General features: G+C 64.6%; 19 protein-coding genes. All 19 read left to right on the forward strand.

Features of this window, described 5'->3' with window-relative positions:
* Nucleotides 1-42: 42 nt before the first annotated feature.
* The 19 genes from AC1DN2_RS14490 (at nucleotide 43) to AC1DN2_RS14580 (ending at nucleotide 21601) form a co-directional block, all read left to right on the forward strand.
* Nucleotides 43-1212 carry a Gfo/Idh/MocA family protein gene (locus AC1DN2_RS14490; RefSeq protein WP_476850838.1) on the forward strand — a complete coding sequence of 390 codons (1170 nt, stop codon included), beginning with the start codon at nucleotides 43-45 and terminating at the stop codon, nucleotides 1210-1212.
* Nucleotides 1212-2426, forward strand: a complete 1215-nt coding sequence (locus tag AC1DN2_RS14495; protein WP_476850839.1) for a dihydrodipicolinate synthase family protein — start codon at nucleotides 1212-1214, stop codon at nucleotides 2424-2426. Before AC1DN2_RS14490 ends, AC1DN2_RS14495 begins: the two co-directional genes overlap by 1 nt.
* Nucleotides 2423-3262, forward strand: a complete 840-nt coding sequence (locus AC1DN2_RS14500; protein WP_476850840.1) for a sugar phosphate isomerase/epimerase family protein — start codon at nucleotides 2423-2425, stop codon at nucleotides 3260-3262. Before AC1DN2_RS14495 ends, AC1DN2_RS14500 begins: the two co-directional genes overlap by 4 nt.
* A gap of 179 nt (nucleotides 3263-3441) precedes the next feature.
* Nucleotides 3442-4698 (forward strand): glycerate kinase, encoded by a 1257-nt coding sequence (locus tag AC1DN2_RS14505; protein WP_476850841.1) that lies wholly within the window; start codon nucleotides 3442-3444, stop codon nucleotides 4696-4698.
* 95 nt (nucleotides 4699-4793) lie between these two features.
* Nucleotides 4794-5879 (forward strand): LacI family DNA-binding transcriptional regulator, encoded by a 1086-nt coding sequence (locus AC1DN2_RS14510; RefSeq protein ID WP_476850842.1) that lies wholly within the window; start codon nucleotides 4794-4796, stop codon nucleotides 5877-5879.
* 138 nt (nucleotides 5880-6017) lie between these two features.
* Nucleotides 6018-7331 carry an ABC transporter substrate-binding protein gene (locus AC1DN2_RS14515; RefSeq protein WP_476850843.1) on the forward strand — a complete coding sequence of 438 codons (1314 nt, stop codon included), beginning with the start codon at nucleotides 6018-6020 and terminating at the stop codon, nucleotides 7329-7331.
* Between the two features lie 54 nt (nucleotides 7332-7385).
* Complete coding sequence (locus AC1DN2_RS14520; RefSeq protein ID WP_476850844.1) at nucleotides 7386-8318, forward strand: carbohydrate ABC transporter permease; 933 nt, start codon at nucleotides 7386-7388, stop codon at nucleotides 8316-8318.
* Nucleotides 8315-9241 carry a carbohydrate ABC transporter permease gene (locus AC1DN2_RS14525; RefSeq protein ID WP_476850845.1) on the forward strand — a complete coding sequence of 309 codons (927 nt, stop codon included), beginning with the start codon at nucleotides 8315-8317 and terminating at the stop codon, nucleotides 9239-9241. Before AC1DN2_RS14520 ends, AC1DN2_RS14525 begins: the two co-directional genes overlap by 4 nt.
* A complete protein-coding gene (locus AC1DN2_RS14530) occupies nucleotides 9238-10257 on the forward strand; it encodes a hydroxyacid dehydrogenase (protein WP_476850846.1) in 1020 nt (339 codons plus the stop codon). Before AC1DN2_RS14525 ends, AC1DN2_RS14530 begins: the two co-directional genes overlap by 4 nt.
* 125 nt (nucleotides 10258-10382) lie before the next feature.
* Nucleotides 10383-12410, forward strand: coding sequence for an outer membrane protein assembly factor BamB family protein (locus tag AC1DN2_RS14535; protein WP_476850847.1), 2028 nt, complete (start codon nucleotides 10383-10385; stop codon nucleotides 12408-12410).
* A gap of 642 nt (nucleotides 12411-13052) precedes the next feature.
* Nucleotides 13053-13343 (forward strand): hypothetical protein, encoded by a 291-nt coding sequence (locus tag AC1DN2_RS14540; protein WP_476850848.1) that lies wholly within the window; start codon nucleotides 13053-13055, stop codon nucleotides 13341-13343.
* 541 nt (nucleotides 13344-13884) lie between these two features.
* Nucleotides 13885-14451, forward strand: coding sequence for a recombinase family protein (locus AC1DN2_RS14545; RefSeq protein WP_476850849.1), 567 nt, complete (start codon nucleotides 13885-13887; stop codon nucleotides 14449-14451).
* A gap of 308 nt (nucleotides 14452-14759) precedes the next feature.
* Nucleotides 14760-15833: a serine hydrolase domain-containing protein gene (locus AC1DN2_RS14550; protein WP_476850850.1), complete on the forward strand. Its 1074-nt coding sequence runs from the start codon at nucleotides 14760-14762 to the stop codon at nucleotides 15831-15833.
* A gap of 456 nt (nucleotides 15834-16289) precedes the next feature.
* Nucleotides 16290-16526: a hypothetical protein gene (locus AC1DN2_RS14555; protein ID WP_476850851.1), complete on the forward strand. Its 237-nt coding sequence runs from the start codon at nucleotides 16290-16292 to the stop codon at nucleotides 16524-16526.
* A gap of 81 nt (nucleotides 16527-16607) precedes the next feature.
* Nucleotides 16608-17591: a LysR substrate-binding domain-containing protein gene (locus AC1DN2_RS14560; protein ID WP_476850852.1), complete on the forward strand. Its 984-nt coding sequence runs from the start codon at nucleotides 16608-16610 to the stop codon at nucleotides 17589-17591.
* Nucleotides 17581-18681, forward strand: a complete 1101-nt coding sequence (locus tag AC1DN2_RS14565; protein ID WP_476850853.1) for a mandelate racemase/muconate lactonizing enzyme family protein — start codon at nucleotides 17581-17583, stop codon at nucleotides 18679-18681. The genes AC1DN2_RS14560 and AC1DN2_RS14565 overlap by 11 nt, the downstream gene beginning before the upstream one ends.
* A gap of 69 nt (nucleotides 18682-18750) precedes the next feature.
* Nucleotides 18751-19029, forward strand: coding sequence for a muconolactone Delta-isomerase (gene catC, locus AC1DN2_RS14570; RefSeq protein WP_476850854.1), 279 nt, complete (start codon nucleotides 18751-18753; stop codon nucleotides 19027-19029).
* 193 nt (nucleotides 19030-19222) lie between these two features.
* Entirely contained in the window at nucleotides 19223-20071 is an 849-nt protein-coding gene (gene catA / locus AC1DN2_RS14575) for a catechol 1,2-dioxygenase (protein WP_476850855.1), read from the forward strand.
* Between the two features lie 93 nt (nucleotides 20072-20164).
* Complete coding sequence (locus AC1DN2_RS14580) at nucleotides 20165-21601, forward strand: MFS transporter (protein ID WP_476850856.1); 1437 nt, start codon at nucleotides 20165-20167, stop codon at nucleotides 21599-21601.
* The last annotated feature ends 69 nt before the right edge of the window (nucleotides 21602-21670 follow it).

Genomic DNA, 21670 nt, shown 5'->3' on the forward strand with positions numbered 1-21670 from the left:
CTTTCCCATCTTGGATACCACCCTGATTTCTGGAGGACACACATGGGCTTCGAAACAAAGACGATCCGCATCGCCATGAACGGCATTACCGGCCGGATGGGCTACCGCCAGCATCTGCTGCGGTCCATCCTCCCCATCCGGGATGCCGGGGGGTTCACCCTGGAGGACGGCACCCGGGTGCAGGTCGAACCGATCCTCGTGGGCCGGAACGAGGCCAAGATCCGCGAGCTCGCCGAACTGCACAAGGTCTCCGAATGGTCCACGGACCTGGACTCGGTGATCAACGATCCCACCGTCGACGTCGTCTTTGACGCGTCCATGACCAGCCTCCGCGCCGCCACGCTGAAGAAGGCCATGCGTGCCGGCAAGCACGTCTTCACTGAGAAGCCCACGGCCGAGACGCTGGAGGAAGCCATCGAGCTCGCGAAGATCGGCAAGGATGCCGGCGTCACGGCGGGCGTCGTGCATGACAAGCTGTATCTGCCGGGCCTGGTCAAGCTGCGCCGGCTGGTGGATGAGGGATTCTTCGGCCGCATCCTCTCGATCCGCGGCGAGTTCGGCTACTGGGTCTTCGAAGGCGACGTTCAGGCGGCCCAGCGTCCGTCCTGGAACTACCGCAAGGACGACGGCGGCGGCATGACCACGGACATGTTCTGTCACTGGAACTACGTCCTGGAAGGCATCATCGGCAAGGTCAAGAGCGTCAACGCCAAGACCGCCACCCACATCCCCCTCCGCTGGGACGAGGCCGGCAAGGAATACGCCGCCACTGCGGACGACGCGTCCTACGGGATCTTCGAACTCGAGACGCCGGCCGGCGATCCGGTGGTCGGTCAGATCAACTCCTCGTGGGCCGTCCGGGTCTACCGCGACGAGCTCGTGGAGTTCCAGGTCGACGGCACGCACGGCTCCGCCGTCGCCGGCCTGAACAAGTGCGTCGCGCAGCAGCGTGCCCACACGCCCAAACCGGTCTGGAACCCGGACCTGCCGGTCACCGAATCCTTCCGCAGCCAGTGGCAGGAAGTCCCCGCCAACGCCGAGCTGGACAACGGCTTCAAGCTGCAGTGGGAAGAATTCCTCCGCGACCTCATCGCCGGCCGCGAACACCGCTTCGGGCTGCTGTCCGCCGCCCGGGGTGTCCAGCTCGCCGAGCTCGGCCTGCAGTCCAACGATGAGCGCCGCACCATCGATATCCCGGAGATCACACTCTGATGACGTCCCTCATTCTTCCCACTAACGACGGCGGCACCCGCGAGTACCGGCTCAGTGCGGCCCCGCGCTGGGCCAAGCCGACTGCACCGCTGACGTCACGGCGCGCCTACGCCGCGGCCCACGTCATTCCCGAAGTCACGGCCGACAACACGCCGGGCGCGCCGGCCCGGCTGGACTGGGATGCCACTCTGGCGTACCGGCACGAGCTGTGGTCCTACGGCCTCGGCGTGGCCGATGCCATGGATACCGCCCAGCGGGGCATGGGCCTGGACTGGGACGCGACCCGGCAGCTCATCAAGCGCACCGGCGCCGAAGCAGCTTCGGTAGTTGCCTCGGGTGCTGCCGCAACCGCCGGCAAGTCGGTGCGCGATCTCGTCGCCTGCGGTGCCGGGACCGACCAGCTGGATCTGGAAACGCTTCCCTCCGGCGCTGCAGGTATCGAGGCGGTCCTGAACGCCTACCGTGAGCAGGTCGCCGTCGTCTCTGAGGCGGGGCCCAAGGTGATCCTGATGGCGTCCCGGGCGCTGGCCATGGTGGCCGGCGGACCGGATGACTACCTGCATGTCTACTCGACCCTCCTGCAGGAGGTGGACCGGCCGGTCATCCTGCACTGGCTCGGCACCATGTTCGATCCGGCGCTGGCCGGGTACTGGGGCTCCGCCGACGTCGCCCCGGCCACCGATACGTTCCTGTCACTGATCCGGGAACACGCGGACAAGGTGGACGGGGTCAAGGTCTCGCTCCTGGACGCCGGCCACGAAGTGGCCCTGCGGGCCGCCCTGCCCCCGGGCGTGCGCCTCTACACCGGCGACGATTTCAACTACCCGGAACTGATCGACGGCGACGGCACGCACCACTCGGATGCTCTGCTGGGCATCTTCGCCGCGATCTACCCGGCTGCGTCGGCAGCCCTGCAGAGCTACGACGCCGGTAACGCCGCGCAAGCGCGCGCCATCCTGGACTCCACCCGGGAGCTGGGCAAGCACATCTTCAGCGCCCCGACCTTCTACTACAAGACCGGCATCGCGTTCCTGTCCTGGCTCAACGGCAAGCAGCCTGGATTCCAGATGGTGGGCGGACTGCAGTCCGGCCGGTCCGCGGTGCACCTGGCGAAGACCTTCGAACTGGCAGACCAGGCCGGACTGATCACCAACCCAGCCCTGGCCGCCTTCCGAATGTCGGATTTCCTGCGGATCAACGGGGTGGGAGTATGAGCGACTTTTCACGATTGTCACTGAACAGCGCCACCACCAAGAAGTGGACCCTGGCCGAGGCCGTCGACGGCTGCGTTCGCGCCGGCATCCCGGCGATCGGCCCGTGGCGGGACGTCGTGCACGACACCGGCCTCGACAAAGCCGCGGCCCTGATCAAAGACGCCGGCCTGCGAGTGTCCTCGCTGTGCCGCGGCGGCTTCCTCACGGCGCCCGACACCGCCGGCCAGGCCGCAGCACTGGCGGACAACCGGGCCGCCATACTGGAGGCCGTGGCACTGGATACGCAGGAACTGTTCCTCGTGGTCGGCGGCCTGGCGCCCGGCGAGAAGGACGTCGTGGCAGCCCGCCGGCGCGTCGCTGACCGCCTCGAGGACCTGGTGCCGTTCGCGGCCGACCACGGCATCCGGCTGGTGCTCGAACCCCTGCATCCGATGTACGCCGCGGACCGGGCCCTGATTTCGACACTGGGTCAGGCCCTGGACCTGGCCGCACCCTACGACGCGAAGGCGGTGGGCGTCGCCGTCGACACCTTCCACGTCTGGTGGGATCCGGAACTTAAGGCGCAGATCGAACGGGCCGGACGGGAGAACAGGATTGCTTCCTACCAGGTGTGCGACTTCAACCTCCCGATCGCAACGGACGCCCTGCTGTCCCGGGGCATGATGGGCGACGGCGTCATCGACTTCGGGACCATCGGCACCTGGGTCCGCGACGCCGGCTACACCGGCGACATCGAAGTGGAAATCTTCAACCGGGACATCTGGGACGCCGACGGCGACACCGTTCTGGCAACCATGAAGGAACGGTACGCGCAGCTCGTGCTCCCGTCCGCCTGATACGTCCGGCCCAACGGCAGCGGGCGCCTGCCACGTCATGGCCGGCGCCCGCAATGGCAGGACGCACGGTTGCAGGTTTCCCTGCAGGAACCGAATCCCAGCCGATGTATGCCGGTCAGTCGACGCCGGCTGGGATTCGGCCGATCGCAAATGACTTCCAACCGACGAGAGGACGGAAAATGCACATTCTGGTCGCCCCTGACAAATTTAAGGGGTCACTCACCGCCGCCGAGGCAGCATCTGCCATGGCCGAGGGCGCCTCGCGCGCATTCCCGGGGGCAACCGTCACGCAGTTCCCGATCGCCGACGGCGGCGAAGGCACCCTCGACGCGGCTGTCCGCGCAGGCTACGAGCCGCGGCAGACCACCGTGGCCGGGCCCCTTCTGCAGACGGTCGGCGCGTACTGGGCGCTGCGACGTACACCAGCCGGCGGTGCCACCGCAGTGATTGAAACAGCGCAGGCCTCGGGTCTGATCGCCACGGCCCAGACCCCGGACAACGCCCTCCGGGCCCACAGTTATGGTTGCGGCGAGTTGATCGCGGAAGCTCTCGACGCCGGCGCCACGGAAATCATTCTGGGGCTCGGCGGCTCAGCCATGACCGACGGCGGCAGCGGCGCCCTGCGTGCCCTGGGGCTGCGTCCTCTGGACGCCGCCGGGAACGTGGTTCCCTTGGGCGGTGGTCCGCTGGCCGACGTCGCCGCCGTGGACACTTCCGGTCTTGATCCTCGGCTGGCGACCGTGAGGCTCCGCCTCGCCGTCGATGTCCGCAATGCCTTGTTCGGGAACGACGGTGCGGCCCACGTCTTCGGCCCGCAGAAGGGGGCAGACGCCAGTGCTGTTGAGCTGCTCGATGCCGGTCTCCGCACCTGGGCCGCCGTGTTGCGGGAAACGACGGGCCGGGACGTCCACGTTCCCGGTGCCGGCGCGGCCGGCGGCTTCCCGGCGTCGTTCCTGGCCTTCACGGAGGCCAGCCTGGAAAGCGGCTTTGGCCTCGTGGCAGAGCTGACGGGATTAGCGGAACAGCTGGACTCCGCCGACCTCGTAATTACCGGAGAAGGGTCACTGGACGCCCAGTCTCTCTCCGGCAAAGCTCCCGTTGCGCTGGCGAATGCCGCCAAAGAGCGGGACATCCCCGTCATCGTGGTTGCAGGCCGCATCCTTGTCACGCCTCAGGAGCTGGCATCCAGGGGAATTGTTGCCGCTGCCCAGCTGGTGGACTTCGCCCAACGCAGCAACGATGGTCCGGACATTGACGATGCGGTGGCGAAGGCCGCCACATACCTCGAACTTGCCACCAGAAGCGTGCTTCCGGGACTAGTGGGGCCTAGCCAGACGTCGTCTTGCTATGGAACCGCGGCGACGCCTCGAATCAGCCACCCAGAATTAATGTACGAGCTTAGGACGCCGCACCGGCCGCGACCAGGGCGATGGTGAACGTGGTCCAGTCGCCTTGACTCCCAAGGAAATGTTCGTTGTAGTTCAACTTGAAACATTTGAACAATTCCGAACTTTATTAGGGAGGCACGCGCATGTTGTCCAAAGAGAGACATGGTCTGATCCTCAAGGAACTGGCGCTCAGCGGGTCGCTGACCGTCACCGAATTCGCCGCCAAGGCCGGCATCTCCGGAATGACGGTCCGGCGGGACCTGGTGGCCCTGGAAGCCGAAGGACTACTGAGCCGGGTACACGGCGGCGCTGTTCCGGCTGCCGCGCCCTCCGGGCCCGAACGCCGCGGCCGCACCACCACTCGCCCACCCCTGGCAACAATCGGAATGGTGGCGCCCTCGGCGGCTTATTACTTTCCGGGCATCATCCGAGGGGCCGAGGCCGCGGCGCGGGAACTGGGTGTCCGCCTGGTCCTTGGCGTCTCGAACTACTCGCAGTCGGAGGAGCGCCTGCAAATTCAGCGGTTACTCGCCAGTGGCGTGGACGGCCTCATGGTCACACCCAGCCAGGAATCATTGACTGGGACGCCAACCCTGGACCTGCTGGCCGCCGCCAAAGTGCCAATCATCGTTGTCGAGCGGTCCATTGATGATGTTCTCGACCCCGGCAGACTGGAATCGGTGCGCAGCGACCACGTCCGCGGTGCGGAAATTGCCGTCAACCACCTGCTGGCTCTGGGCCATAAGAGAATCGCCCTGTGTGCTCGTGAGGCCAGCCCCACGACAACTCCCCTGGGCGAGGGTTACCGTCTCGCCCTGCAGAAAGCCGGTCTTGACTACGATGCAGGCATGGTGCGCTCCATCAGCCCGGTCCCGAGCGACCCCGAGGTCCTCCGGCGGCAAATCGACGGCATCCTGGACTGGATCCCGGACGCCGGGGTGACCGCCGCGATCGTCCACAACGACGACGACGCCCTCATGTTTGCTGACTCGTGCCAGGCGCGGAACCTACGCATCCCCGGACAACTTGCGCTGGTGGCGTACGACGACGAGATCGCCTCCCTGGGGTCCGTGTCCCTGAGTGCTGTCGCTCCGCCGAAGTTCGACGTCGGGTACCAGGCATTGCAAATGTGCCTGAACCGCATCGTTTCCCGGCGCGGCACTTCCTCGGCGCTGCAGAGGGTCAGCCTGTCGCCCACCTTGGTTGTCCGGGACTCGACCATCAGCTAGCCGCCGGGCCATCCACCGACCCGAATGTTCAGTTCTGTTCACTTTGTTGTTGTTGTTTAAATCTGCGTGTTTCATTGACGTACACCATGTGGCAGTCACCACATCCCACCTTCGCATCGTGGAATTCAAGGGAGAACAATGAAGCGTCGCAAACTGCTTATCGGGGCAGCAAGCCTGGCCAGCAGCGCATTGCTGCTGGCAGCCTGCGGAACGGCAACCACCCCGTCCGCCGCACCTACCCCCACCGAGGATCCCTCGGGCACTGTCACGTTTTGGTCAGCGCTCGCAGGAATGGACAAGGTGGCAGCCGCGTTCAACGCGAGCCAAACCAAGATCCGGGTCAATTTCGAGACCATCCCCAACGGCGACAACGGCGGCTACGCCAAGCTTTCCACGGCCATCACTGCAGGAAACGGGCCCGACGTAGCGACCATCGAGTACCCTCAGCTGCCGCAGTTCGTCAGCAACGGCCAAGTGCAGCCGCTGGATGGACTGATCGATAAGTCCGCAACCGTGGACAAGCTCGGCGGCGAAATCCGGAGCATGGTTCAGTTCGGCGACAAGACCTATGGTTTGCCCTACGACGCGGCTCCCATGGTCATGTACTACCGACAGGACATGCTGGCGAAGGCCGGCGTCGGTATCCCCAAGACCTGGCAGGAATTCGAAGAGGCGGGAGTCAAGCTCAAGTCGGTGGCACCTGACGCCTACCTGGCCAGCTTCAACCCCAACCAAGTAGCAGCCACCGCCGGACTGGCCTGGCAAGCAGGGGCCAAATGGTTCGGCACCTCTGGCGAAAGCTGGGCGATCGGTGTGAACGATGGTGCAACAAAGAAGGTGGCCGACTACTGGCAAAAACTGATTGACGACAAGATCGTCAAGGTACAGCAGGCCTACAGCGATGAGTGGAGCCTCGATCTGGCGAGGGGCACGGTCGTCGGTGTCCTCGGTGCGAACTGGAGCGCCACGGGCATCCAGAAGCGGACCGAAGCGAGCGGCCAGAAGGGACAGTGGATCGCCGCCGAAATGCCCAACTGGGGCACACCGGCCGGCGCTTTCTACGGTGGATCAAGTTTCAACGTCACCAAGAGCAGCAAGAACCCGGCTGCCGCGGCCAAGTTCATCGAGTTCCTCACCACAAACCAGGAAGCCATCAAGGCGCGTGGAAACACCGGCTCGGCCTTCCTCGCCTTCCCAGGACTGACTCCCGTGGCGCAGCAAGCCTACGACGCCAGCTACTTCGGCAACGACATCTACGCCGTCTTCAACAAGGCGTACGCAACAGTCAGCCCGGGCTGGCACTGGGGCCCCAACTGGGACATCACCAACACGGCCCTCAAAGACGCCTACGGCAAGCTCAGCACCGGTGGCACTGTCCAGGAGGCGGTAAACACGGCCCAAACGGCAACGGTGGCAGGACTTAAGCAGAACGGCCTGTCCGTCAAAGAGTAGTAACACCCCCTGGGCTGCCTCCACGGAGGCAGCCCAGGCAGTTAGGAGATCTTCATGGCCTCTCAGGCCCACACCACTGTTCCGCGCCGCAGGCGCAGTGCAGCCTCAGGAACCGGCGGCAGGACCGCAGCAATCTTCCTGGTCCCGTTCTTCGGCGTCTTTGCCATCGCCATGGTCGCACCAGTCATCTACTCGATTGTGCTGAGCCTCTATGCACAACAGAAATCGGGCCTTGGTTTCGGTGAAGCCAAGACGGCGTTTGTTGGACTCGAGAACTACCTCCAGGTCCTGCATTCGGAATCGTTCGTCAGCGGCATCGCCCGGCTTGGCTTGTACTGCCTGATCTACATCCCCTGCATGGTGGGCGGCGCCGTCATCTTTGCGCTCCTCCTCGATGCAACGGTTGCCCGGGCACGCAAGCTGTTCCAGTTGCTTATCTTCCTTCCTCACGCGGTGCCGGGCGTCATCGCAGCCCTGATCTGGGCCTACCTCTACACTCCGGGCATCAGCCCGCTGGTGCAAGCGTTCGAGGGCGGCGGCATTCAGATCAATTTCCTGGACGCCCACATGGTCCTCCCGGCGATCGTCAACATCGGCGTCTGGGAATGGACCGGCTACAACGTGATCATTCTGTTCACCGCACTGCAGGCGGTTCCGCGGGAAATCCTGGAAGCAGCCCGGGTGGACGGAGCCGGCGAAATCCGGATGGCGCTGAGCATAAAGTTCCCCCTGATCCTGCCGGCGCTGAGCGTGATCATGCTGTTCACCATCATTGGAACGCTGCAGCTTTTCACGGAGCCCTCCATCATCGCCAAGGCCACCCCGTCCATCACCAGTACCTGGGTGCCCAACCTATGGGCCTATGACGCAGCCTTTATCCGACACAACCTCAACCAGGCCGCGGCCGCCTCGATCATCATTGCCGGGCTGGCAGCATTCCTGTCCCTGGTTGTCACCCGACTCAGCTCCAGGATGAACAAACCATGAGCACCAATATCCTGTCCCGCCCCAGAAACAAGGCGAGCAACCCCCCGGCGCCGAAACCCGCGCCGCGCGAGAAGACTTCGGCACTCCAAGGGGGTTTCGCCAGCAAGCTCACCGTCAACGGACTGCTGATCCTGGGTTCCGCCTACATGGTGGTTCCGGTCCTGTGGCTGCTCTTTGCGTCCACGAAGAACGCCGCAGACCTCTACGGCACGAGTGCCTACTCCTTGGGCAACTTTGCCCTCTTCGAAAACATCGCAGCGGTGGCCGCCCAGGACGGAGGGACGTTTTTCCGTTGGATGGGCAACTCCGTCCTCTATGCCGGCTTCGGCGCCGTCTTTGGCGGACTCATCTCCGTCATGGCAGGCTACGCCTTCGACAAGTTCCAGTTCCGCGGCAAGAACTCGCTGTTCGGATTTGTCCTCGTGGGAGTCCTGATCCCCAATACGGCAACGGTACTGCCGATGTACCTGCTGGCATCGGTGGTGGGCATGACCAACACCATTTGGGCAATCCTGATCCCGGTCCTTTGCAACCCCTTCGGCGTGTACCTGGCCCGCGTCTATGCCGCTTCCTACGTCCCCATGGAGACGCTGGAAGCAGCCCGAATGGACGGGGCCGGACCCATCCGGTCGTTCGTCTCGTTGGGGCTACCCATGATGATGCCGGGCTACATCACCATTGCCCTGTTCCAATTCATCGGCGTGTGGAACAACTTCATGCTTCCCCTGATCATGCTGCAGGACCAGCAACTCTTACCGGTCAGTGTGGGCATCTCCATCTGGCAGGGCTACGCGGTTCCCCAGCCCGAGTTCGCACCCATGGTCATCACGGGTTCGCTGCTGTCCGTGATCCCGCTGGTGGTGGCGTTTATCATGCTGCAGCGTTTCTGGAAGTCCGGACTGACAGCGGGGAGCGTCAAGTGAACCTGTCCCCGGAAAAGCTAAACGTCGCGCTTGCCATGAGGGCCGACGTCGCCGCCAGGATCTTCCCCACCCGGCGCCTGGATTCCCTGAACCCTGGCCTGCGGCTCCTGAGCACGGAGCCCATGGAAGACTTCGCGTCACCCCAATCGCTGGGACTCCTCGCCGAAACCGACATCCTCATCACGGGATGGGGCTGCCCCACTGTGGATTCCGCCGTCCTGGATGCCGCTCCGCGGCTGCGCCACATCCTGCACGCCGGCGGTACCGTCAAGAACCACGTGGGAGACGAGTGCTGGGCCCGGGGCCTCCAGGTCAGCACCGCCGCGGACGCCAACGCCATCCCGGTGGCGGAGTACACCCTGGCCATGATCCTGCTGGCCAACAAAAGGGTCCTGCAAATTGCCCGGAAGCTGCACACCGAAAAGTCAGCCATCGACCCGGACAGCCTGTTTCCCGAGATGGGCAACTATGGCAAACGGGTAGGCATCATCGGCGCGTCCAAAATCGGCAGGCACGTCATTCGGCTGCTCGCGCCGTACGAACTCGACGTCGTGGTGGCCGACCCCTATTTGAGCCCTGACGAGGCCGCGTCCCTCGGCGTGCAGTTGGTGAGTCTGGCGGAACTCGCGGAAAGCAGCGACGTCGTGTCGCTGCATGCGCCGTCGCTTCCCTCCACCCAGAACCTGATCGATGCCGCGCTGATAGCGCGCTTCCGGAGCGGGGCCACGTTTATCAACACCGCCCGCGGGGAGCTGGTGGACCAGGATGCACTTCTTGCGCGCCTGGAACGGCACGAGCTGTTTGCCGTCCTGGACGTCACCACTCCCTGGGTCCTGCCTGCGGATTCGGGCTTCTACTCCAACCCAAACGTCCTGCTTACCCCGCATCTTGCCGGGTCGCTAGGCACTGAGCTGGACCGGCTGGCCGCCACCGCCGTGGCCGAAGCCCACCGAGTGTCGCGCGGTGAGCCGCTGCTATTCCCCGTCCGCATGGCGGACCTGGCCGTCACCGCCTAACTGCAGCACCGTCGTCGTACTCTGCATTTCCGCGGGCTTTCCCGCGGGCAATTCCGCACGCAAAAAGTTCGACGGCGGCAGCCTTGCAACAGCTTTCACCTCCCATTCAGAACAAAGGAAGTTCAATGCAGATTTCCAACATCAGCAGGCGGGCCGTCCTCCAGGCAGGCGGCGCAGCCGGTCTCGCGGCCGCACTGGGCCTGTCCGCGTCCGGACCGGCAGTGGCCACGGACCCGTCCGCCCAGCGCGGCGGGCACGGCACCACCGAAATCGTCGATTTGGGACCGGCGGTAGTCCAGTTCTCGCTGATGAGTTCGATTCTGGTCGGCGACATTGTCTACATCGGTTCCCGCAACCTCGACCCCGTCCGCATCGTCGCCTTCCACGTGCCCACGGGCACGGTAGTCGGCGAGACAGTGCTGGCCACCGGCTACAGCATTCAGGCCCTGGCGGCCGATTCCACGGGCCGCTACCTGTATGCCGGTGTCCTCCAAAATTCCGGTGGAGCGCAGCCCAACCTTTACCGCTGGGACCTGGCCACCCTGTCGACGAAGGCAACGCCGATCGGCCGCATCGGTGACCGCGACGTGCGCGACCTCAGCGTGGCACCAAACGGACGCCTGTACGCGGTTGGCGGCGGGAGTCCCACCAAGCCGGCTTTGTGGGAGTACAACCCTGCCACCGGCCAGGTCGTCAGTCTGGGGATCCCCGATACGGGCGCTACGCTGGCGCGGGCGGTTGCGGCCACCGATACCACGGTTTTCTTCGGCGCCGGCAGCACCCTTGGCGGCGGCGGCAGTGCGGGCCGGGCCTGCCTCTGGGCGTACAGCCGCGCCACCCAAACCTTTCAGCTGGTCACCCCCTCGGAGATGCAAGCGGATCCCAGTATCCGGGACCTGGCCATCGTCGGAGACAAGCTTCTGGTAAGTTCTGCCGCTTCGACCGAACAGTCGAAGGTTGCCCTCATGGCGCTGGACAACCCCTCTTCTTATTCCGTGGCGACGTCGATCGGCAAGACGGTCAAGAACTTCGCAAGTATCGGCGACCAGGTGTACTTCGCCAACGAGTCTGGCCTGTGCGTGTACTCCGTGGAATCGAACTCGATCTCGCAGTTGGCGCTGAACGGCCCGCCCCTCGGCGAAATCTGGGGCGTGGACGCCCGGAACGACAAGCTCCTGGTCACCTCGGGCTACGGCTTCGTGGCCGAGATCGACCCCGGCACGGGAAGCGTGGCCGTCACTGACCTTGGGCAGGCCGGCGCGTCCGCCACCGCCCAGACGGCGATGGGCCTGGCCGCCGGTTCGGGATTTGTCTACGCCGGAGGCAACGGCGTGATCGCCCGCCACTCGCTGAAGAACGGCGAAGTCGTCAACTTGAACGCCCCTGGTGAGGCCAAGGACGCCGTGATTGTGGACGGTGTCTTGTTCACCGGCCAGTACAGCTCACAGGGTATCTGGGAGTACGATCCACGCAGCGGCCAGCCTGTCCACCAGGCCGCCAGCTTTCCCTCCGCGCAGAACCGTCCGCTGGACGTCTGCTGGGACGAGGTCAACAAACTCGTACTGGTCGCCGCGCAGGCCGACACCGAGGGCGGCGGGTCGTTCTGGACCTACGATCCCCGCACCGGAACGAAGCAGTGCTTCACCAACCCGATCGACAACCGCCAGCTCCTGCGCGCTGTAGCCACCCGCGACGGCGTGGCCTACCTCGGAGGCGGTCTCCCCACACTGGACGGTCCGGGCACGATTGTGGCCTTCGATCCGGTAGCGGGCAAGGAACTCTGGAGGATCGAACCACAGATGGGAGCGGGCATTTCCGCCCTCGCCGTCCAGGGACGGAACCTCTACGGGCTGACCCGCAAAGGCGGCATCTTCGTCATCGACCTCCCAAAGCGGCAACTGGTGCACCAGGCGGACATCAGCTCCGTGTCCTTCGGCTTCGCTGCCATGGTGACCAACCGAGGCGTGGTCTACGGCGTGTCGGACACCACCGTGTTCCGCTTCGACCCGAAGACGTTCGAGGTGGCAACCGTGCTTCCGGAGACCGACGGCGGCTGGTACAGCGGATCCCACATCACGAACGACGAAAATGGCTACCTCTACACTCTGCGTGGCCGGAACCTCGTCCAGATCGATGACCATCCAAGGCCCTGACGTCCGGAGAACAAGCGCCGACGGCGGCACCCTGACTGGGCGCCGCCGTCTCGTCGTACTTCGCCCGCGACTGCGCGGCCTTCGTCGGGGACCCTAAGCAAAACCACTCGCCCGGTCCCGCATGCCGGTATCCCATCGTGACATCGTCCGCTCGCTCCCCCGCCGCGAGAAATCCCATACAGCCACTGGATTCTTGGATTCGCCTCTACCCGGCCCGCAAAACTGTCCCGATCAGGTGGGACAAACGCGACAGTTGCACCAAGGAGATTTGCACACACTCAGAGGCCAACAAGCCTCTGACGTGGGAAAACGTGCCCGAGGTGGGACTCGAACCGCATTCGCTCCCCCGCAAACACTGGATGCCCGCGGAAACATACGGAATCCGGCCTGATCCGGCACCGGTACGACCCAGTCCTAAGCCCAAAGTGCATCGAATCCCACCGGCGGGCAATCCGCCTACACAAAGCCGGTCTGGACGACGTCCCAGCAGTCAATGTGGTCGCACCAGTGGCCCGTCGGGTCGTCCCGGGAAGACCGCCGAAGGACCAAAAGGCAGCAGGGCTGAGGCATGGATCGGCCGGCATGACGACACGCGCGGCGCAAGTTCCTCTGATTGTCGATAGCCGGTGCCACCATCGAGATATGAGCACTCCAACAGTGGAAGCAGCGATCAATGAGCTCATGGATTGGGAGTGGCACGCAGTCGAGGAGTTACTCGCGAAACGCGGCCTCCTGGGCGACGGACTCCTCGTTGAGGACTACACCGGACTGATGTCATGGCTCGAATCAGTGACCCGGTACACCGTCGTGCATTCCGCGACAGTGGCCGTCCTGTTCGTGAACTCCTTCCCGGTCGATGCCATCTCCTTCCACCGCGACCTTCTCGGCTCGGACGATCCGAAGTCGTTCTTCACCCTCATGCCGCGGACGTAGAACCTCAGCGGCCCGCGGACAGGCGCGTCGACTGGCACCTTCGGCCGGTCATGCCGTACAAATGATGGCTATGACGACGACCACCGAAGCGCCGGCCTTTCACGCGACAGACGAAACCGTGACCGCTCAAACCCATCGTGTGGTCTTCTCGGACCCCGATGCCGTGACGGCGACAGCGGTACGCGACACTGACACTCGGGGCGCCGCCCAGGCCCCGGTCTTCTCGAGCCCCTACTGATCTCCCCGGCCCGCCATGTCAGAGCTCCGGCCGGCGGACCTTCGCGTGCCTTCCCTGAGCATGGCCAAACCCGTGAACCGAGTCCCCGGCCCGGACGTGCTTCCCGCGGCTCCTGGTACGAGCCCAAGCGGGGACGGCTTTCGGGTATCGGCAGTGGTCGCGGAGACGGGCGTGACGCTGTGCCCTGTCAGGGCAAAGACCTGACCCTGTGGTGCCCTGACCTGGCTGCTGCCCTTGCGGAGCAGGTCCCGCCCGGGTGCGTGATCGACGGCGAGGAGCTCATCTGGGCGGGCGATGGCCGTTATGACGGCAGGGAGCCGCGGACTGAAGGTCCTCACCGGCCAGGGAGCAGCCATCGACACCACGACCGCTTCCGGGAAGCTGGTCTTCGGGATCTTCGCGGGCCTGGCCGAGTTCGAACGCGAACTCATCTCAGAACGAACCATCACAGGACTGGCCTCCGCGCGGGCCCGCGGCGGCCGCCCCTACAAGATGACCCCATCCAAGCTCCTCCTCGCGATGGCGTCAATGGGCAAACCCGAAACCAAAGTCAGCGAACTCTGCACCGAACTCGGCATCACCCGCCAGACCATCCACCGCCCTGTCTCCCGCACGGGTGAGCTCGCCCGGACGGAGCCAACCTGCTACCGCGGCAGCTGGCAACCCACGGCGACAACCAACGAACGCCGCCTCGGGCCCCCATCAGCCACTCCCCCGCCATACCGATGCGGGACGCTTTATCGAGACCCAGGCGCGCATCAAAGTAGCAGCTCAAACGCCTGTGCCAAAGTCTGTAACTATTCGTTGGGAGTGGCGGTTAAATCACAGCTTGGAGTGGGCGGTTCGCCGTTCCTTTTGTGGAATCCTTAGCGGCGATCGGCGCTGGGTGCTGAGTTTCGTGGTCATCGGGCGTCGAGACTCCCCTGCCGCTCCAGGCGGGAGGAGATTGCTCTTTCCACTAGTCGGCGGGCTGTGCGGCGGGACTTTACGGGCCCGGCCTATCCACTGGACAGATTTGAGCGTACAACGATGTCATGGGTGCCCTGGCTGCTCGGTGGCGGACGCGTTCTTGTCCGCTCGGTGCCGCAGTTATCTCCGCGGCTTTGGTTCTCCCTGTGAGCGGCTGCGTGGGGGCCCCTCCCGGGCCGGCTCCATCGAGCGTCTTCGCGACCCAGGCAGTGACCCAGGAAGCGATCCAGGCCGCGACGGATTCTCTGGAAGGCCGGGTCCGGCACTTCATGGAGGGCGGGGCGACGTCCTTGGTTGTGCAGGTGAGATGGCCGGGCGGCGAATGGTCCAAGGCCTACGGGGTGCGAAACCTGGACAGCAAGGACCCGGCCCGGCCCCAGGACCGGGTATCCGTGGCCAGCATTACGAAGTCGATGGTCGCCGTCTCAGTCTTGAAACTCGTCGACCAGGGACTTATCGGGCTCGATGATCCGGTGAACGGTGTCCTGGAGAGTTTCCGGACCACGCTGCGGCCGCCCGGACTGATCACCGTGCGCCAGTTGCTGAACCATAACTCCGGCATGCCCGATTACGTGGATTCCGAATACTCTGCGGGACCACTGAAGCAGGTTGCGAACACACGGCTCAGCATGCAGCGGGCACTCGAACTGGCCGCCACGCTCCCCTGGGAGTCCAAGAACGTGGATCGCTTTTCTTACTCGAGCTCCAATTACATGGCTCTCGGCCAGCTGATCGAAAAGCTGCGCGGACGGCCCGTTGCCGACGTGCTCAATGAAGACATCTTCGGCCCTCTGGGACTTCAGCACACGTCGCTGGCCGAACCGGACCGGCAGGCTCCGGACAACATCCACGCCTACGTCATTGATGGCGGCGAACGGGTCGATCTCACCCAGCCCGAGGTTTGGGTCGGCTCCCCCGCAGGCGGCGTCATCTCCACAACGCAGGACGTGAACACCTTCTACCGGGCCCTCCTGCGCGGCCAGCTCCTGTCCCCCGCCATGCTTGAGGAAATGAAGAAGAAGGCCGGCTTCGCGGACTACGGGCTCGGCCTGGGGCGGTATCCTGACGCGTGTTCCAGCGACTTCCGCTACGGCCATCCAGGGGGCGGATTCGGCTACCTCAGTATTTCCATCACGAGCGCCGACGGCGGCAGCCAGGTCACGATGACCATGACAATGCCGCCGCGGCCTTGGCAGGACCCTGCAACTGCACGCCGCGTCGACCTGCTCCAGACGCAGATGGAACAGGCCGCCCAGGAAACCCTCGACCGCCTCTGCCAGTGAACAGATCGGGGAGCCGGGCCCGGGTGGAGCCCCTCCCGTTGTGAACCCGGCGGCCTTGGCCGGAGACCGCCTGGCTTGCGGGCTTATCCCATCCCGGCAATGCCAGCCCAAGCGCCACTCGCGCCACCGCCACGGTCGTCGTCCTTACCGCAACGCCTGCAGCGCTTGTAGCGGCCGCCATCCTCGGTGAACTCCAGGTGCCAATCATGGCGCATGTTCAACTTACACAACAGGGTCCTGAGCATGACCCTCTCCGAGCTGAGTCACGATCCACGCAAACCGCGATCCCGTCCACGTTGGTCCAAGTACCAGTCCGCCTGATTTCAACAGTGGGTCGGTGAGTGCGGTCACCAGCCGAAGCGGTGCCCGGAGCGTGGGTTATGGTTGCTGCCCGCGTGACAGCTGTCGCTCGGAGGTTTTCATGTGAGGCAACAAGGGGGCAAATCGCGCGACACCGTGAACACGCTGATGAACGCCGTTTTCAGCGTGATCTTCCTTGCAGACTTCATCTACCGGGTCGTCACCGCGCCATCGCCGGGCGGCTATGACTTCAAGCACTTCGGCTGGGCCGACATCTTGGCCAGCTTGCCTTTCGAACAATGTAACCCTCCTTGCCGCTGGCCTGCCTGTCCGCGCCCCGGCCGCCCACAGGCGGAGATTGGTATGCGAAACGTCCCAATAGCTCTGAAATAGGTATTTCCCCTAACTAATCCGCCCTCCTAAGCTGGTCGGAGTACGGCATATCGCCTGCTTCGAGCTGCCCGGGAGCTTCTTATGGAGACGCGCCACCTCAAGTACTTCATTGCAGTGGCCGAGGAACGTCACTTCGGCCGCGCAGCCCAGCGGCTGCACATGGCCCAGCCGCCATTGTCCCAACAGATCCGGCAGCTGGAGGAACAGCTCGGCACACCCTTGCTGCTGCGCACTACGCGCAAGGTGGATCTCACCCCAGCCGGACAGGTCCTGTTGGATCGAGGACGGCTGCTGATGCAGGAACTGGAAGCTCTGGAGGAGGACGTCCGGCAGGTCGGCGCAGGTGCCACTGGCGTCCTCCGCGTCGGCTTCACCGGAACAGCCACCTACCGGCTGATGCCCAGCATCGTCCAGGCCGCCCGACGCACTTTTCCCGGGCTCCGCATCACCGTTCAGGGCGAAATGCTGACGCCGCAGATGGAGTCCGCACTCGAGGACGGAAGGCTCGACGTCGCCGTCCTCCGACCCCCAGTCCGCTCCGGAACTGTGGCCCTCAAACTGCTCGAACAGGATCAGCTGGTCGCGGCACTCCCGGCGGATTCGCCGATGGCGGAAAAGGGCACCCTGGAACTGGCGGAGCTCGCCGGCCAGGACTTCGTCGGTTATCCGAGCTACTCCGCGGTCAGCAGCATCGTCGTGGATGCCTGCCGCAAAGCCGGGTTCCAGCCGCGGCTCGTCCAGGAGGCCAGGGAAACCTCCACCCTGCTCTCGCTCGTCGCGGCAGGGATGGGGATCGCCCTAGTGCCGATGACTTCCCGGATGTTTTCCTTTCAGGGTGTCGTCTTCCGTCCGTTGCATAACCCGCCGCCGGTCGACCTCGCCGTTGCCTGGATCCGCGACGCTGAGACACCCCTGCTGCGCAGCTTCCTGCAGCTCTTCGATTTACCTCCCACATCGGGCCCTGGCCAGCAACAGCCCCCGCTTCGCCCCGCGGAGTCGCCGGCCCAGTCCCTGCCACAGTCACAACCCGCATCCGCAACAAAGGAACCACCCCGTGAAAATTGACCGCATTGAGGCCATTCCCTACGCCATTCCTTACGCGCGGCCGCTGAAGTTCGCCAGCGGCGAGGTGACTTCCGCGGAACACGTGCTGGTCCGGATCTACACGGACACCGGCATCTGCGGTATCGCGGACACCCCGCCGCGGCCCTACACCTACGGCGAAACCCAGGATTCGATCGTCTCGGTGGTGACCAAGATCTTTGCCCCGCAACTCATCGGGCTGGACCCGCTGGACCGCTCCAAGGTCCAGCAGCTGCTCCGGCGCACGGTCAACAACCCCACGGCCAAGGGGGCCCTGGACATCGCCCTCTGGGATGTCATCGGGATCTCGCTGGGCACCCCGGTGCACAAACTGCTGGGCGGCTTCACCGACAGCATGCGGGTCTCGCACATGTTGGGCTTCAAGCCCGCCGCCGAGCTTCTGGAAGAAGCGCTGCGGTTCCGTGAAAAGTACGGCATCAACACCTTCAAGCTCAAGACCGGGCGGCGGCCCCTCTCCCTCGACGTCGAGGCCTGCCATGTTTTGCGGGAGGGCCTTGGCGAGGACGCCGAGATCTACCTCGACGCCAACCGTGGCTGGACGGCGAACGAGGCCATGGAGGTCCTGCGCAGGACCGAGGGCCTGGGCCTTTCCATGCTGGAGGAGCCGTGCGATGCCGGCGAGGCGATGGGCCGGCGCCGGCTGGTGCAGAGCTCGAGCATCCCGATCGTGGGCGACGAAAGCGTCCCCACCCTGGGCGATGTCTCCCGCGAATTGCTTTCCGGCGGCAGCACCGCGATCTGCATTAAGACTGCGCGCAGCGGTTTCACCGAAGCCCAGCAGATCCTCGGCCTCTGCGTGGGCCTCGGCGTGGACGTCACGATGGGCAACCAGATCGACACCCAGATCGGCAGCCTCGCCACGGTCACCTTTGGTGCGGCGTTCGAGGCCAGCTCCCGGCGGGCCGGGGAGCTCTCCAACTACCTGGACATGACGGACGACCTGCTCGCGGAGCCGCTCGAAATCAACGACGGCGCCATCCGGGTCCGCGAGGTCCCCGGCGTCGGCGCGGCCATCGACGCCGACAAGCTGCAGAAATACCGACAGGACTAGGCCGGCCCGGCCCCGCATCCTGCCCTCAGAACGCCCGCATACCGCTCCCCACCCCGCAAGGAGAACCACATGCTGTACCTGGTCCGCATGGACGTCAATATTCCGCTGGACACGCCCAAGGAACACGCCGACGCCATCAAGGCGGAAGAGCGGGAGTATTCCCAGCAGCTGCAGCGCGACGGACGCTGGGCGCATTTGTGGCGGGTCGTGGGCGAATACTCCAACTACTCGGTGTTCGACGTCGCGGACAACGACGAGTTGCACACCCTGCTCTCCGGACTGCCGCTCTTCCCCTACATGGACATCAAGGTGACGCCGCTGGCCAGGCACCCGTCCGCTGTGAAATAGCCCGGCCCCTCGCTCGAACATTCATATCCAAAAGCTTTCAATGGGCCGGAAATAGGTATTTCCCCTCGATCAATTACGGGCCTACCGTTGAATCAACACCGGTTGTGATGTGCGGCACGGCACTGAGCGAAATTTGCCAGTCCGAAACCGCCGACCGTTTTTACCATCGTTCTTTTTTGACAAGGGAGTCACCATGACAATGGAAACCGAAGCCACAGCAGCTTCCTCGGGCGCAGGGGCAACCGCCCGCTTCCGGGAGAACAAGCACCTCGCCGCCGGCACCAGCCAGGAGCGGGTCAGCACGCTTGCCGGCCGCGTCATCAAGGCGATCAACGACACCGTCCTGGACGAGAAGGTCACCTACGACGAATACAACGCTTTCAAGGCCTGGCTCATCCAGGTCGGCGAGGACGGGGAGTGGCCGCTGTTCCTGGACGTATGGGTGGAGCACTCCGTCGAGGAGGTCGCCAATTCCAGCCGCCACGGTTCCAAGGGCAGCATCGAGGGACCGTACTACATCCCGAACGCCCCCACGCTCAACACCCCGGCCACCCTGCCGATGCGCGACGACGAACCAGGCACGCCGCTGCTGTTCCAGGGCCAGGTCACGAACGTCGCCGGCCAGCCGCTCGCCGGAGCACTGATCGAACTGTGGCACGCCGATGACCTCGGTTTCTACTCCCAGTTCGCCCCCGGGCTGCCCGAATGGAACCTCCGCGGCTCCATCATCGCCGACGCTCAGGGCAACTTCCAGATCAACACCATGCAGCCCGCGCCGTACCAGATCCCCACCGACGGTGCCTGCGGTGCCCTCATCGCCGCGGCCGGCTGGCACGCCTGGCGGCCGGCCCACCTGCACCTGAAGGTTTCGGCCCCGAAGCACGAGCTCATCACCACCCAGCTCTACTTCGAAGGCGACGAGCACGTCGCCGACGACATCGCCTCGGCCGTGAAGCCCGAACTCGTCCTGGCCCCCACCGAGCGCGCCGACGGCAAGGGCCGCGAAGTCACCTATAACTTCGTGCTCGATCCCCGGGGCTAAGCCCCCCTTTTCGGCGCCGGGGCCGGAACCGCCCGGCCCCGGGCCCAACCCGAATATCATCCCCACCACCCGCCGTAATGCCGCGTGCCCAAAATGAAGTGGCCGCAGCCGCCCGGCCCCCGGATCAGTCGGGTCAGAACATCACACGAAAGTGAGTTACCGGTGACTAAACTCGCCTATAACGTCCAGGACGTTATCGACAACACGCCCATGGGAATCAAACGATGGTCCATCGTCGTCCTCTGTTTCGTGATCGCACTGCTGGACGGATTCGACACCCAGTCGATTGCATTCATCGGACCGGCAATCGCCGAAGACTTCGGCCTGCAGGCCACTGACATGACCTGGGTGATCACCGCCAGCACCGTTGGCATGTGCGTGGGCGCAATGTCCCTTGGCACCTTCGGGGACAGGATCGGTCGGAAGAAGACCATCCTGCTCGCACTGGCCCTTTTTGGTGTGTTCTCCCTTGCCGGTGCTTTTGCTCAATCCCTGGAGCAGATAGTCATTCTGCGCTTCCTCATTGGCCTCGGCATGGGCGGGGCCACCCCGGCGCTGCTGGCACTGACCGCCGAGTACAGTCCCAAATCGCGCCGCGGCACGTTCATGACATTGGTGTTGCTTGGCCTGCCCGGTGGCGCGCTACTCGGTGGGCTTATGGCGGCGGCATGGCTGCCAGTGATGGGCTGGCGTGGCATCTTCCTAGCCGGCGGCGTGCTGCCACTTGCCATGGTTTTGGTCTGCAGCAAGATTCTCTCCGAATCGCCGATCTTCCTGGCGGCCAAGGGCACCTCCGCAGCCGACGCACAGGCGCGTCAGATCATGGCCTCAATTTCCGGGAGCCCAGTCAGCCCGGACGCCGTGCTCGCAACCAACGACAAAATGCAGGAGCGCAGCTCCGTCGCCGCACTTTTCTCCGCTAAGTACCGGATGGTCACCATCGCGGTCTTCGCCACCTACCTGCTCAATTGGATCGCGTGGTTCCTGCTGCTGCTCTGGATGCCAACCGCGCTCAAGATGTTGGGGCTGGCCGGCTCGCAGGCCGCGATGGGAACCGTGACCGTCAACGGCGCCTTTATCCTCTTCGCCATCCCTCTGTCCATCATCCTGCCCAAGGTCAACCCCAGAAAATTGCTACTGGTCATGTTTGCGGCGGGGATCGTCATCGCGCTGGGCCTGGGCCTGGCCGGCTCCAACTTTGCGCTGGTCTTCGTGCTTATCGGGCTGGCCGGCTTCGGCATTGGCGGCCAGCAGTTGGCCCTGAACTACCTGATCGCCAACGCCTACCCCACTCAACTTCGTGCCACGGCTACCGGCTGGGGCATCGGAATTGGCCGCCTCGGTTCCATCGTGGGCTCCGCCCTCGGCGGGCTCATTCTCACGGGACTGGGCGTCTCCGGCTACTTCATGGCACTCGCGGTACCCCTGGTTCTGGCCGGACTGGCCACCCTGATGGTGCGAAGCTCGACAGTTAAAGCCGAGATTGCTTCGACGGAGCCGGCGCCACGGGAACGTGAAGCCATCAGCTGACGCGGGGGCAGCTACGCAGATATCGAACTGGCCTCAACGGCTGAAAAATCCCAATAAGAGAGGACGCAC

It is taken from the genome of Arthrobacter sp. 01L42, from assembly GCF_056400005.1.

Excerpts from the sequence above, each read along its gene's own strand:
- AC1DN2_RS14495 (WP_476850839.1), top strand. The coding sequence starts at position 1,212 with ATGACGTCCCTCATTCTTCCCACTAACGACGGCGGCACCCGCGAGTAC.
- AC1DN2_RS14490 (WP_476850838.1), top strand. The coding sequence starts at position 43 with ATGGGCTTCGAAACAAAGACGATCCGCATCGCCATGAACGGCATTACC.
- AC1DN2_RS14540 (WP_476850848.1), top strand. The coding sequence starts at position 13,053 with ATGAGCACTCCAACAGTGGAAGCAGCGATCAATGAGCTCATGGATTGG.
- AC1DN2_RS14505 (WP_476850841.1), top strand. The coding sequence starts at position 3,442 with ATGCACATTCTGGTCGCCCCTGACAAATTTAAGGGGTCACTCACCGCC.
- AC1DN2_RS14510 (WP_476850842.1), top strand. The coding sequence starts at position 4,794 with ATGTTGTCCAAAGAGAGACATGGTCTGATCCTCAAGGAACTGGCGCTC.
- AC1DN2_RS14560 (WP_476850852.1), top strand. The coding sequence starts at position 16,608 with ATGGAGACGCGCCACCTCAAGTACTTCATTGCAGTGGCCGAGGAACGT.
- AC1DN2_RS14545 (WP_476850849.1), top strand. The coding sequence starts at position 13,885 with ATGACGGCAGGGAGCCGCGGACTGAAGGTCCTCACCGGCCAGGGAGCA.
- AC1DN2_RS14500 (WP_476850840.1), top strand. The coding sequence starts at position 2,423 with ATGAGCGACTTTTCACGATTGTCACTGAACAGCGCCACCACCAAGAAG.
- catC (WP_476850854.1), top strand. The coding sequence starts at position 18,751 with ATGCTGTACCTGGTCCGCATGGACGTCAATATTCCGCTGGACACGCCC.
- AC1DN2_RS14525 (WP_476850845.1), top strand. The coding sequence starts at position 8,315 with ATGAGCACCAATATCCTGTCCCGCCCCAGAAACAAGGCGAGCAACCCC.
- catA (WP_476850855.1), top strand. The coding sequence starts at position 19,223 with ATGACAATGGAAACCGAAGCCACAGCAGCTTCCTCGGGCGCAGGGGCA.
- AC1DN2_RS14520 (WP_476850844.1), top strand. The coding sequence starts at position 7,386 with ATGGCCTCTCAGGCCCACACCACTGTTCCGCGCCGCAGGCGCAGTGCA.
- AC1DN2_RS14580 (WP_476850856.1), top strand. The coding sequence starts at position 20,165 with ATGAAGTGGCCGCAGCCGCCCGGCCCCCGGATCAGTCGGGTCAGAACA.
- AC1DN2_RS14535 (WP_476850847.1), top strand. The coding sequence starts at position 10,383 with ATGCAGATTTCCAACATCAGCAGGCGGGCCGTCCTCCAGGCAGGCGGC.
- AC1DN2_RS14515 (WP_476850843.1), top strand. The coding sequence starts at position 6,018 with ATGAAGCGTCGCAAACTGCTTATCGGGGCAGCAAGCCTGGCCAGCAGC.